Raw genomic sequence first — 12484 nt, forward strand, 5'->3', positions numbered from 1 at the left:
GTTGGGATATCGCCAAGCGGTAAGGCACCAGGTTTTGATCCTGGCATTCCCAGGTTCAAATCCTGGTATCCCAGCCAATTTGACTCCCCTGTCTAAAACTTCTCAATACTCATTAAATTCAACTTACTTTTTCTGCACTTAAATAAACATTTATAAATTCATCTATATTTATTGGTTTGCTATATAAATACCCTTGTAAATAATCACAGTTAAGACTCAACAACGCCTGTTCTACCTCTTTAGTTTCTATTCCTTCAGCAACTACATCGCAATTTAATCGACTCGCTAAAAACAATGTAGATTCTACAATGGCGTAATCAGGTGAGTTAGTAAGCATATCTTTGACAAACGACTGATCAATTTTTATTTGATTAATTGGCAGCTCTCTTAATAACGACAGTGACGAAAAGCCAGTACCAAAGTCATCAACACTAAATTTAAACCCGCGCATACTCAACTGTTGCATCATTTTTCTAGCAGCCGGTATATTTGTCATCATTGCACCTTCTGTAATTTCAAAAATTAACGAGTCGCTTAATGTAGGGTCGGTTGCGAGTAAACTAATTATAAAATCGTAAAACTCGCTGCTTTCAATATCTTTCGTTGATAAATTGACATGTATAGTACCGGTGAAACCAAATAGCTTGAGCTTTCTAATATGATTAACGGCTTCTTGTACAACCCATTTCGATAAAGGAAAAATAAGCCCTGTACGCTCAGCTACGGTTATAAACTTTTCTGGACTAATAAAGCTACCATCATCTTGCGGCCATCGGATAAGCGCTTCTAGGCCATGTAATTGCAGATCTTTAGAGTCCATTATGGGTTGTAAATAAAGCTCAAACTCATCTTTATGTAATGCCACTTTAATTTTGGCTGATAAATCAAAAAAGTCCTCAGCTCGTTTACCTATTGCAGATGAGTAATTTACCAAAGGTTGAAATGTTTTTTTAGCTTCATGCAGTGTCAAGTCAGCTTTTTTTAATAGCTGATCGGGCAATCGGCTATCATCAGGAAAACGGCTTACGCCTATACTTAATTGTATTTTAACCATTTGCTCATTCGTACAAAACGGACTTTTGACGGCTGAGTTTATAATGTTTACACAATAATTCATGCTTTCATCTGTATCGGTATGCAATAAAAAAGCAAACTCATCGCCACCTATTCGATATAACCTAGCAATGCCGCATAATTCTTTATTTAGTTTATTGGCAAATGCAGCCAAGAGTTGGTCACCACACTGATGCCCAAACGCATCATTAATTTGTTTAAAGTTATTTAAGTCGATATAAAATAGTGAAAATGGGGAAGGATATTCAACTTGTTTACTTAAAGATTTAAAAAACTTATCGCGGTTAGGTAGAGTTGTTAAGTTATCGTGCTCAGTTTGATATTTTTGATACTGCGTTGCTTGCTCTATTTTAAGAATACTTTTTAAGCTCAGTTTAATAACTAAAAAAACAAACCCACCACCGCCAAGTAACAACATAGCCACCATATTCATAACGACGGGTGCAATGTCGTGGTTTGAAAAATAATAGAGTATCCACCAATACCCTATAATAAAAAAAATAATAGCGCATAGCAGTACACTCCATGCTCTTTGCGATGTTTTTTTGCAAACTTTAACGGTTGTTTTTAAGCTAGCAACAAGCAGTAGCGCACTTAAAATAATTATTACTGTAAAAAAATTATCCACACACAGGCTCTTTAAAGTTATTAGATTGCGATTTAGTGATGTAACACCAGTTAAATTAAAACCGTGTTCAATATAGCCGAGTCACTATTTGCTGACTTAAAAACAGACATAAAAAAAGGCTCATAAATGAGCCTTTCTAATATCTACTTTAAATTTAGCCTAAATCACCACTAATTGCGTATTTTAAAACCCAGTTTTTTATCGGCCCCGTATTATTAGCCATTTTTAAAAACTGGCTGCGTGCCCATTTAAGTGGCGTAATTTGATTAGAAAACCCAAAGTAACACGCGTCCATCATGCTCATCATTAATAAATTAGCCCTACGGCGAGCTCGCTCGTATTCTTTAAGTTTTAGTGGGCAACCTATATCTCCTGCTTCGTTTAAAACCTCAGCAAGTGCCACTACGTCCTGAAAACCTAAATTAACGCCCTGCCCAGCAAGGGGATTAATTGTATGTGCAGCGTCGCCTACTAAAACCAAGCGCCCTTGCGAATAATTATTAGCATGTTGGCGAGTAAGTGGAAATACTGCATGGGTTTGTACTTCAAAGTCTCCAGCAAGTTCTGGGAATTTATTCAGAATGTGCGTTTTTAACTGAGTTGGGCTTAGCCCTTTAAATGCTTGCAATGTATTTGCATCGTCGTACCAAATTAAATTAGCGTACGGTGCCTGCATTGGTAAAAATGCTAACGGCCCACTTGGTGTAAACTGTTGCCATGTTTTAATTTGTTGCGGTGCATCGAGTTTAATTAATACCCCCATGCAATGCTGTTGGTACTGCCAACCCGTAATACCAATATTAGCTTTAGCACGCAGCTGCGATTGTCCACCATCGGCGGCAATTACTAAATCAGCTGTATAGGTTTGATCACCATACACAAGCGTAATTAAATCATCCGTTTGCTCTATTTTAGTTACCGGCAATGATTGCTCAATAACCTCAATCTTATAATGCCCAAATTGCTGCCACAAACTTGCTTGAATTAAACTATTTTCAATCAAGTGGCCTAAATGTGTCGTGTTTATGTCGGCGCAATCAAATAATAAATTGTCACCACCGCGCTCAAAAGCCTCTAATTGTTGATAAGGCGCTATGCGGTTTTGCCTTAAAAGAGGCATTGCCCCTAATTCATCAAGTAAATTTTCTGAAAAACGATTAATAGCAGACACTCTAATATCCACCTTATCGCTACTAAGAATGTGCGATGGGTCTATTAGGTGTTTTTCAATTATGCCCACGCCAAAGCCTTGCTGAGCCAGCTTTATCGCCATAGCCGCGCCAACCATGCCCCCGCCAACCACTATCACATTATTTTTGGTCATGTTTTTCATCATTTTATTATTACTTGAGTCTGTTTTGATTGTATCAAAATTAATTTGTTTTATACCAGAGGATATCCCTAACAGCACATTAAACTCGCCCTGTATTGATTTGAGATCACAAACATGAAAACTATACTTGGATCTGGGCGGGTATCCAGCTAAAATACGCCTCCTTTAAGTGAGCATGCTTGCTCCTTAATCCTGTTTCTAGCACATTTTTGTGCCACTATCGAATTGAACACGAGGCAATATTTCAATGAGCAAAAAGCTGCATATTAAAACCTGGGGTTGTCAGATGAACGAATACGACTCTCAGAAAATGGCTGAACTTTTAGATGCCACCAACGGCTACCAGCTAACTGATGATGCAACAGATGCCGACGTAATCTTACTTAACACCTGTTCAATTCGTGAAAAAGCACAAGAAAAAGTATTTCACCAGTTAGGTCGTTGGAAGTTGTTAAAAGACGACAAGCCAGACTTAATAATTGGTGTAGGTGGTTGTGTTGCCTCACAAGAAGGTGACTCTATTCGCCAACGCGCACCATTTGTAGATGTTATTTTTGGCCCGCAAACATTGCACCGTTTACCAGAAATGATTAAACAAGTGCAAGGCAACAAAGGCTCATCGGTTGTTGATATTTCATTCCCAGAGATTGAAAAATTTGACCGCCTGCCAGAGCCAAAAGCGGATGGCCCATCTGCGTTTGTATCAATTATGGAAGGCTGTTCTAAATACTGTACTTTTTGTGTTGTACCGTATACTCGCGGCGAAGAAGTTAGCCGCCCAGTAGATGACGTACTACTTGAAATTGCACAACTTGCTGAGCAAAACGTACGTGAAGTAAACCTACTAGGCCAAAACGTAAACGCATACCGCGGGGACACGCACGATGGCGAAATATGTTACTTCTCAGATTTAATTCGTCTTATTGCTGCTATTGATGGTATTGACCGTATTCGTTACACCACATCGCACCCGGTAGAATTTACGCCTGATATAATCGACGTTTACGCTGATGTACCAGAGCTTGTAGATCACTTACACCTACCAGTGCAAAGTGGTTCAGACCGTATATTAAACCTAATGAAACGTGGCCATACGGCAATTGAATACAAATCGACAATTCGTAAGTTACGCAAAATTCGTCCTAACTTAAGTATGTCGTCAGATTTCATTATTGGTTTCCCAGGCGAAAGTAAAGAAGACTTTGAAGCAACCATGAAGCTTATTAGCGACATTGGTTTTGATATGAGCTTTAGCTTTATTTACAGTGCCCGCCCAGGTACGCCAGCGGCAGATTTGCCAGATGACGTAACAGAGCAAGAGAAAAAAGAACGCTTATACTTACTACAAAACCGTATTACACAAATGGCGCAGCAAATTAGCCGTCAGATGTTCGATACAGAGCAACGTATACTTGTTGAAGGTCCTTCTAAAAAGAACCCAATGGAATTACGTGGCCGTACCGAAAATAACCGTGTAGTAAATTTTGTTGGCCCGCACACAGTGATCGGACAGTTTGTTGACGTACGTATTACCGAAGCACTACCTAACTCTTTACGTGGTGACTTAATTCGTACAGAATCAGAAATGAACTTACGACGTGAAATCGCTCCTTCAGCTATTTTAACTAAAGCTGCAGCTGCAGAGCCAAAACCAGACACTGTTAACGAAATTGGCGTAGCTTCTTTCGTTCCTTAGTCACACTATTAGCGCCAGTTAACGCTGGCGCAGTACTATAGGAAGCAATTTTGAGTAATCAGTTAAAAACATTAGAGATTTATTTAGAACCTGCCGATAACAAACGCCTTTCTTCTTTATGTGGCCCGTTTGACGAAAACATCAAACAAATTGAACGCCACCTGGCTGTTGAAATAATTCACCGCGACAACTTTTTTAAAGTAACCGGTAAACTACACAACTGCGCCGGCGCTGTAGAAATCTTAAAAAACCTTTATGTTGATACTCAGCCAGTTCGTGGTGTTTTAGGCGAAATAGAACCCGAAGCCGTTCATTTAGCTATTACCGAATCAAAAGCCCTAGAGCAAGACGCATCAAGCAGCGCTTACGGCAAAGAAATGGTGATTAAAACGCGCCGTGGTGTGATTAAACCACGTAACGATAACCAAGGTGTTTATGTGGCTAATATTTTAAACCACGACATTACCTTTGGTATTGGCCCTGCTGGTACTGGTAAAACCTACCTTGCAGTTGCTGCCGCCGTTGACGCCCTTGAGCGCCAAGAAATACGCCGTATATTATTAACGCGTCCTGCTGTAGAAGCGGGCGAAAAGCTTGGTTTTTTACCCGGTGATTTAAGTCAAAAAATAGACCCATACCTGCGCCCTCTTTACGATGCTCTTTTTGAAATGCTAGGTTTTGAAAAAGTAGAAAAACTCATCGAAAAAAATATCATTGAAGTCGCTCCGCTTGCTTACATGCGCGGACGCACTTTAAACGATGCCTTTATTATTTTAGATGAAAGCCAAAATACCACCGCTGAGCAAATGAAAATGTTTTTAACCCGTATAGGGTTTAACTCAAAAGCGGTTATTACAGGCGATATAACACAGGTCGATTTACCTCGTGGCACACGTTCAGGCCTTCGCCATGCAATGGAAGTACTTGATGGCGTAAACGAAATTAGCTTTAACTACTTTAAAGCCCAAGACGTAGTACGACACCCTGTTGTAGCACGCATAGTTGAAGCCTACGAGCGAAACGACGAAAGCGAGCGACTAAAGCGCATTGAAAAGCAAAATGCAAAAGACGCACTTGCTGCTCTTCAACAGCCTACTACTAAAGAGTAATACTTTGACAACCGAACTTGATTTACAAATAGCCTGTGAGTTTGACAACCTCCCAAGCGAAGAGCAATTTGCACTGTGGGCCGACAAAGCCCTTAGCCAATACCGTGACGAGTCAGAACTCAGTATCGTTATTAGCGACGAAGCGCAATCGCAACAACTTAATAACGACTATCGCGGTAAAAATAAACCGACCAACGTACTGTCGTTCGAATTTGAAGCACCACCAGGAATAGATATTCCCCTGGTTGGTGATTTAATTATTTGCCCAGCCATTGTATTAGCTGAAGCAATTGAGCAAGAGAAGTCATTTCATGACCACTTTGCCCACATGGTTATTCACGGATGCTTGCATTTGCTTGGATTTGACCATATAAAGAGTGACGATGCTTTAGAGATGGAAAGCATCGAAAAGCAATTACTTGCAGAGCTAAACATAGCAGACCCATACCGGGACGATATTTAAATTAACGGAGCAATTAGACGCAATGAGCGACGGTAACTCGCAATCTAGCCAGGGTTCTTCTGGCAAAACGTGGTTGGGCAGAATAGCCCAAATGTTGCAAGGGGAACCCCAGAATAGAGAAGAGCTGGTCGAAGTTATTGCCGATGCGCAAGAACGAGACGTAATCGATCCTGAAACAAAAGAGATGATAGAAGGTGTGCTTGGCGTGTCTGAGCTTAAAGTGCGAGACATAATGGTTCCGCGCTCACAAATGATCACTCTTGAGATCGACAGCCCGCTTGAAGAGCTAATTCCAATGATGGTTGACTCAACTCACTCACGTTTTCCAGTGGTGATTGAAGACAAAGACCATGTAGAAGGTTTTTTACTCGCTAAAGATTTATTGCCACTGATCTTAAATAAAGACGAGCATTTACCATCAATACGCGATTATTTACGTCCAGCAATGGTAGTACCTGAGAGCAAACGTGTTGATACATTGCTAAACGAATTCCGTCAGCAACGCTACCATATGGCTGTTGTTATTGACGAATACGGCGGCGTATCGGGCTTGGTAACGATTGAAGATATTCTTGAAATAATTGTTGGCGAAATCGAAGATGAGCACGACGAAGAAGAAGAACATCAAGATATTCGTCGACTTGCTAAACATGTTCACGTAGTGCAAGCACTCACACCTGTAGATGACTTTAACGAGCATTTTAAAACAGGCTACAGCACAGACGAAGCCGATACTATTGGCGGAACTGTACTGCACGCATTTGGCCATATGCCAAGCCGTGGTGAAACGATTGACATAGAAGGTTACCAATTTAAAGTAACCAACGCCGACAATCGTCGTATTTTGCAACTGCAAGTCACCGTTCCTAAGGCTGATGATAACGACAGTGAAGAAACTGCTAACTAGACTTACCTTATTAGCAAAAGATAAAAAAGCATGGCTCGCACTCGTTGCGGGCCTTGTTTTAACTTTTGGCTATGCCCCCTTTGAAATTTGGCCCATCGTATTTATTAGCCTTGGTACCATAATTTTTTGCGTTAATCCCAATAATACCGGTAAAGCACACGCAAAAACCGCTGCTAAATATGGCTTTATATTTGGCCTAGGCTGGTTTGGTGCAGGTATAAGCTGGGTACATGTTTCTATTGCCACCTTTGGCGGTATGCCGCTTATAGCATCGCTCTCATTAATGGCATTTTTGTGCTCATACTTAGCGTTATTTCCCGCACTTGCCTTTTGGGCAACTACACGCTTTGCCAGTGGCCCTAAAAGCTTTGGCGCATTACTAATTGCCTGCTTTGCAATTAGTGAGTATTTACGTGGCACCGTACTTACCGGTTTCCCGTGGTTAAGTTTTGGCTACACACAAACCGACGGACCTTTAAGGTTGCTTGCCCCTTATATTGGCGAGTTTGGCTTAACACTTACCTGTGTCGCTATTGGCTTTGCACTATATAGACTTACCCAAAAAGATTTTAAAACCCCGGCGGTTACTGCGACAGCTGTTGCGCTTATTTTTACAGGCGCAAGCACCACCGGCAGTATTCATTACACAGATAAAAACATGTCAGTATTGCTCGTACAAGGGAACATACAGCAGCACCTGCGCTTTGAGCCAAGTGAGTTTTGGACCACAATGAGCAAATACCAAGACATGACACGCCCACATTGGGATGCCGACTTAATAGTATGGCCAGAAGCCGCCGTGCCTGAAATAGAGATGCTTGCTGATTCCTACTTAGCCAATTTAGACAGTGCCGCCTCGTTTAATAAAACCGCCCTTGTTACCGGTATTGTTGACTACCAGCGAGACACCAAAAACATATTCAATACACTTATTGTGGTCGGTAATAAAGAACGCGGCGACGATCACGGGCATTATCATTACCTTGATAAAAACCGCTATCAAAAACACCAGCTATTACCTATTGGCGAGTTTGTACCGTTTCAAGACTTTTTGCGCCCTATTGCCCCATTATTCGATTTACCTATGTCGTCGTTTACGCGTGGCGACAAAGTGCAAAACAACTTACGCGCCAATGGCTATAACTTACTCCCTGCTATTTGCTACGAAATTGTTTTTGCCGACTTAGTCCGCGGTAATTACAAAAGCGATTCCGACCTACTCTTTACGGTAAGTAACGATGCCTGGTTTGGCGACTCTATTGGGCCTTTGCAACACATGCAAATAGCCCGTATGCGCGCGCTCGAACTACAACGCCCTCTAGTGCGAGTTACCAACAATGGTGTAAGCGCCGTATACGACCCCATAAGCCACACACAACAAACCATGCCTCAGTTTGAAGCTACAACATTGAAAGCTAACATTAAGCTCATAAAAGGCGACAGCGTGTACAGCCAATACGGCAATGTGTTTGTATGGGGATTTGTGTTGTTGATGGGAGTTGTTGGCGTTCGATATGTATCTTCCAAGTGATTTTCTCCAGTATCACAAAATAACGATAAACGTTTTATTTAGTAATAATGGTGCCAAATTTGATTGAACAAAACAGCTTAATAGAGTTTTCTAAACTAAACTTAAATTTTGCAGAGTGCGCCTATGATTGTGATGCAAGTGAATTTGTTGAAGAGGAAGTAGTCATAGATCCAGTAACATATAAATCGAATCATATTTATAGATTCAAAAGCTTTTATTTAGATCATATGAACTTTTCAGAGTACTCTCTATATCCATATCAAGTTTTATTTATTAAAAACAAAGCTTATTTAATGTATGAAATAAGTGAAATTATCTTTATTTGGGTGTGCTATTCAGAACCCAACTATAGAAATAGAGGTCTTATGTCATTATTAATAAAACACTTAAAAAGCATATACCCAAATAAACAAATTCAAATTGATACTTTTAATAGAAGCTTGCAAAAAATTAGTAAAGCAAGTGGTATAAAGCTATTCAGGGACTGATTAAGCGTTGGAATAACCGAAAGCTTTATTTACAATTTCAATAAACGTATTAAACCATAATACCAACTAAGCGCAGCCACCGTGCCATGAGTTTCTTCTTCAAAGTAACGTTGATTTATATATAAACTGTTACTCGGGTGCGCTTTTAGTTTTTTAGCAAGCTCTAAGCCCCATTTATAATTAGCCTCTCCAATTTCACCAAAAGCTGCATTATTAGCAAAAGTAAAATATACATTGCCTTTAAGCTGCTTATTTATAAGCTGTTGCTCGTCAAAATAACAATTGAGATAATTATTATCCCAAAGGTAGGTTGCATCAATAATTAAGTAATCAGTAAATAAAGAGTGATTTGTAAGTAAAACATAACTTGCGAACAAGCCGCCGAAAGATTCCCCAATTAATACCCGCTTATTTGATGTACGGTAATTTTTATTAACGAAGGGAATAAGTTCTTTTTCAAAAAAAGCGGTGTAGTTTGCGGCATTGCCAATGTTTTCAAATTTTTCGAGTAGCTTGCCGTTAAAAGTCCAATCGACATTGGTAGGGGTAAAGTCGCGCTCTCTTATCGCATTTTTACTGTTAGGAACAGCGACAATAATTGCTTGTTGAATTTGTTTTTCTAGCCGCTCAGTACTGAGTGCTTCAACGAGCCCCGCTAAGGCTTTTAAATGGGTTGGGTCGCCATCAAGCAAGTAAATAACAGGATATACTCGTTCGAGGTTTTGCTTGTAGCTTGGTGGTAAATAAACACTATAACTGCGCTGCTCACTTAAAATAATAGACTTAAGCTGATGTTTTTTTGCTAACACAATATTTTCTGATGCATACGAAGCTGTAATAAAATACAGATAACTAAACGCCATTAATAAAGCTTTCATAACCATCCTTGTAATTAATAAGAGCAAACTTAACTTTTTACAGTCTCTTCTACCGTTTCAACATTTACAACTTGATTCAAGTTGCCTTTAATAACCACAGTGGCTGATATTTTATCTTGAATGGCTTGTCTGTTTGGGTCCCAATATATCTGTAAAAACCCTAATAACCCCGTAGCAAAGCCTGCACCGTAGCCGCCGTAGCGACCAAAACAATCTAATAAACCTAATGGCTCGCCGCTTAGGGCGACAACACGGATATTACAAACTTTTTTACCCGGTGTTTGGCCGCGCCAAAGTAACGAGAACAACGTAAAGTAAACTGCAGCCCAACCAAACCCTAAGCCTAAGTCTTGAATAATGCCTTTGCTCCACTGCAAAATACTATTTGTGGTTGTTTGTGCAGGTTTTTCTTCTATTAACTGCGCAGGCTTTATTTCGTTATTTTCACTGAGCACTAGTAGCTGTAAAAGTACGGTAGCAAGTTGTGGGCTTTGTAGGTCGTCCATTTCTGCTAATTTAGGTACTTGCCCTATTAAATTATCAAGCGCGTTTTGTTGGCAAGGTTCCTCACAGCTGTCATCGGCTGTTTGCGCTAAATAAGTATTTACCTGTTGTTTTTCTGTGGGAGTAAGCTGAATTTCATCTTGTATTTTTACGCCCTGAACAGCTAAAGCTTGATCAGCGTTATCGTCTTCTAGGTAATCAATGCCAATTGAAAGCACAGTAAGTGCGCTTACAAATAAAATACTTGCTGCCGTTATTTTTAAGATTCTTCGCCACACATTCGACATTTTTGGAAGGTATTGCTGTGCCGTACCTTTATAAAAAGCCATTGCAGCAACAAATGCTATTAAAGCCGCGCTGAGTTTGGCTGCTAAAAATATCAGTGCTACATCAATAATAATAGCTAGTGCACGCCGAATTGGCGTAGCTAAAGGCAAGCCCAGTAAAGCACTGTCAATTTTAAAGGCGTAGGGGGTAACAACTTCTCGGGTTTCAGAGTTTGATAATTCTAATTGTTCTATCTCTTTGGCTTTCATTTATTTTCTTGTTATTAAAATAGGTAACCCGGTTAACTTACGCGTTTTTTATTTTTTGCTCAAGATAAAGCTAATAGAATCAGTGCACAAAAAAGGGCTGCATAAAATGCAGCCCTTCATGTTTTTACTCAATGTTTATTACTTACTAGCAATTATACCGTTGGATAATCGGTATAGCCTTGCTCTGCACCACCAAACAAAGTGTCGGGGTTGTGACTGTTAAGAGGCTTGCCTTGCTTTAAGCGTGCTGGTAAGTCTGGGTTTGATACAAATGGGCGACCAAAGCCAATCATGTCAGCCCAGCCTTCGCTAAGTGCTTTGTCTGCGCGCTCTTTTGTGTACTTGCCTGCGTAAATTAATACACCGCTGTAGGCTTTGCGAATAGCGTATTTAAACTCAACACTCATCAAAGGTGCGTCATCCCAATCGGCTTCGGCTATATGCATGTAACCTACACCGGCTTTATTTAATGCCTCAGAAACCGCTAAATAAGTTTCCTCAGGGTTTTCGTCTACTGTGCCATTAAGAGTTGTTAACGGGGCTAGTCTTACGCCTACTTTGCTGCTACCAATTTCGTCGCTAACAGCATTTACCACTTCAATTAAAAAACGTATTCGGTTTTGCACGCTGCCACCATATTCATCGGTGCGAGCATTTGATTCTGAGTCTAAAAATTGGTTAATAAGGTAACCATTAGCAGCATGAAGCTCTATGCCATCAAATCCTGCATTAACTGCATTTTTAGCAGCTTGGCGAAATTCGCCTATGACATGCGTAATATCTTGTTTGCTCATTTCGCGTGGGAGTTGGGTGTCTACAAACCCCGGTGCACCGTTTGTATCTACAAATACTTTTACGTCTTTTGCAGCAATGGCCGAGGCTGAAATAGGCTGTACGCCACCGGTGTTGTCACTATGAGTTACACGGCCAACATGCCAAAGCTGAGCAAACATCACGCCACCAGCACTATGTACTGCGTTGGTTACTTTACTCCAACCTACAACTTGCTCATTTGAATAAATACCCGGAGTCCAAGCGTAGCCTTTGCCAAGTTCACTAATTTGTGTGCCTTCGCTTACAATTAGCCCGGCACTTGCGCGCTGTGCGTAATATGTTGCCATTAAGTCGTTAGCTATATCGCCAGGCTGTGTTGAACGCGAGCGAGTCATTGGGGGCATAACAATACGGTTTTTTAATGTTTTACCTGCAAGTTCTATTGGTTCAAAAAGTAATGTCATAATGCCTCCTAAGTTTGATTGCGCTCATAATAACGTAACAAAGCACATGCAAAAACAACAAAAACTGCAAAATAGTTTTGTTGTATCTGCAATAAAGCT

The 12484-nt window shown here is 40.4% G+C and carries 11 protein-coding genes and 1 tRNA gene; 7 read left to right on the top strand and 5 right to left on the bottom strand.

Annotation, left to right across the window (positions count from 1 at the left end; genetic code table 11):
- Positions 1–2: 2 nt before the first annotated feature.
- Positions 3–77 (top strand) — tRNA-Gln (locus AAEY68_RS14050).
- 41 nt (positions 78–118) lie between these two features.
- Here AAEY68_RS14050 and AAEY68_RS14055 read toward each other — a convergent pair.
- Positions 119–1702 carry a putative bifunctional diguanylate cyclase/phosphodiesterase gene (locus AAEY68_RS14055; protein WP_350586150.1) on the bottom strand — a complete coding sequence of 528 codons (1584 nt, stop codon included), beginning with the start codon at positions 1700–1702 and terminating at the stop codon, positions 119–121.
- 154 nt (positions 1703–1856) lie between these two features.
- Positions 1857–3113, bottom strand: coding sequence for an FAD-dependent monooxygenase (locus tag AAEY68_RS14060; protein ID WP_350586152.1), 1257 nt, complete (start codon positions 3111–3113; stop codon positions 1857–1859).
- 169 nt (positions 3114–3282) lie between these two features.
- On the opposite strand from AAEY68_RS14060, the gene miaB reads away from it, so the two are divergent.
- Genes miaB through AAEY68_RS14090 form a run of 6 tightly spaced genes read left to right on the top strand, consistent with a single transcriptional unit; the run spans position 3283 to position 9229 of the window.
- Positions 3283–4731, top strand: a complete 1449-nt coding sequence (gene miaB / locus AAEY68_RS14065) for a tRNA (N6-isopentenyl adenosine(37)-C2)-methylthiotransferase MiaB (RefSeq protein WP_101216148.1) — start codon at positions 3283–3285, stop codon at positions 4729–4731.
- A 50-nt stretch (positions 4732–4781) separates the two neighbouring features.
- The gene (locus AAEY68_RS14070) at positions 4782–5840 is read left to right on the top strand and encodes a PhoH family protein (RefSeq protein ID WP_007585598.1); all 1059 of its coding nucleotides are present in this window, start codon (positions 4782–4784) and stop codon (positions 5838–5840) included.
- Positions 5841–5844: 4 nt separating this feature from the next.
- Positions 5845–6303: an rRNA maturation RNase YbeY gene (gene ybeY, locus AAEY68_RS14075; RefSeq protein WP_002958542.1), complete on the top strand. Its 459-nt coding sequence runs from the start codon at positions 5845–5847 to the stop codon at positions 6301–6303.
- Between the two features lie 22 nt (positions 6304–6325).
- Complete coding sequence (gene corC, locus AAEY68_RS14080) at positions 6326–7210, top strand: CNNM family magnesium/cobalt transport protein CorC (RefSeq protein WP_007585597.1); 885 nt, start codon at positions 6326–6328, stop codon at positions 7208–7210.
- The gene (lnt, locus tag AAEY68_RS14085; protein WP_350586155.1) at positions 7191–8741 is read left to right on the top strand and encodes an apolipoprotein N-acyltransferase; all 1551 of its coding nucleotides are present in this window, start codon (positions 7191–7193) and stop codon (positions 8739–8741) included. Before corC ends, lnt begins: the two co-directional genes overlap by 20 nt.
- 59 nt (positions 8742–8800) lie before the next feature.
- Positions 8801–9229, top strand: coding sequence for a hypothetical protein (locus AAEY68_RS14090; RefSeq protein WP_165725702.1), 429 nt, complete (start codon positions 8801–8803; stop codon positions 9227–9229).
- Positions 9230–9258: 29 nt separating this feature from the next.
- Here AAEY68_RS14090 and AAEY68_RS14095 read toward each other — a convergent pair whose 3' ends face one another.
- The 3 genes from AAEY68_RS14095 to AAEY68_RS14105 form a co-directional block, all read right to left on the bottom strand.
- Positions 9259–10107, bottom strand: a complete 849-nt coding sequence (locus AAEY68_RS14095; RefSeq protein WP_350586157.1) for an alpha/beta hydrolase — start codon at positions 10105–10107, stop codon at positions 9259–9261.
- A gap of 29 nt (positions 10108–10136) precedes the next feature.
- On the bottom strand, positions 10137–11147 hold the full coding sequence (locus tag AAEY68_RS14100; RefSeq protein ID WP_350586159.1) for an RDD family protein: 1011 nt from the start codon (positions 11145–11147) through the stop codon (positions 10137–10139).
- A 152-nt stretch (positions 11148–11299) separates the two neighbouring features.
- Complete coding sequence (locus AAEY68_RS14105) at positions 11300–12385, bottom strand: alkene reductase (protein WP_350586161.1); 1086 nt, start codon at positions 12383–12385, stop codon at positions 11300–11302.
- Positions 12386–12484 lie beyond the last annotated feature (99 nt).

The organism is Pseudoalteromonas sp. RB2-MNA-CIBAN-0110, from assembly GCF_040309305.1.
Taxonomy (GTDB): domain Bacteria; phylum Pseudomonadota; class Gammaproteobacteria; order Enterobacterales; family Alteromonadaceae; genus Pseudoalteromonas; species Pseudoalteromonas arctica.

Bases quoted from the DNA above. Each gene is read 5' to 3' on its own strand.
- miaB (WP_101216148.1), top strand. From the start codon at position 3,283: ATGAGCAAAAAGCTGCATATTAAAACCTGGGGTTGTCAGATGAACGAA.
- corC (WP_007585597.1), top strand. From the start codon at position 6,326: ATGAGCGACGGTAACTCGCAATCTAGCCAGGGTTCTTCTGGCAAAACG.
- AAEY68_RS14095 (WP_350586157.1), bottom strand. From the start codon at position 10,107: ATGAAAGCTTTATTAATGGCGTTTAGTTATCTGTATTTTATTACAGCT.
- AAEY68_RS14100 (WP_350586159.1), bottom strand. From the start codon at position 11,147: ATGAAAGCCAAAGAGATAGAACAATTAGAATTATCAAACTCTGAAACC.
- AAEY68_RS14105 (WP_350586161.1), bottom strand. From the start codon at position 12,385: ATGACATTACTTTTTGAACCAATAGAACTTGCAGGTAAAACATTAAAA.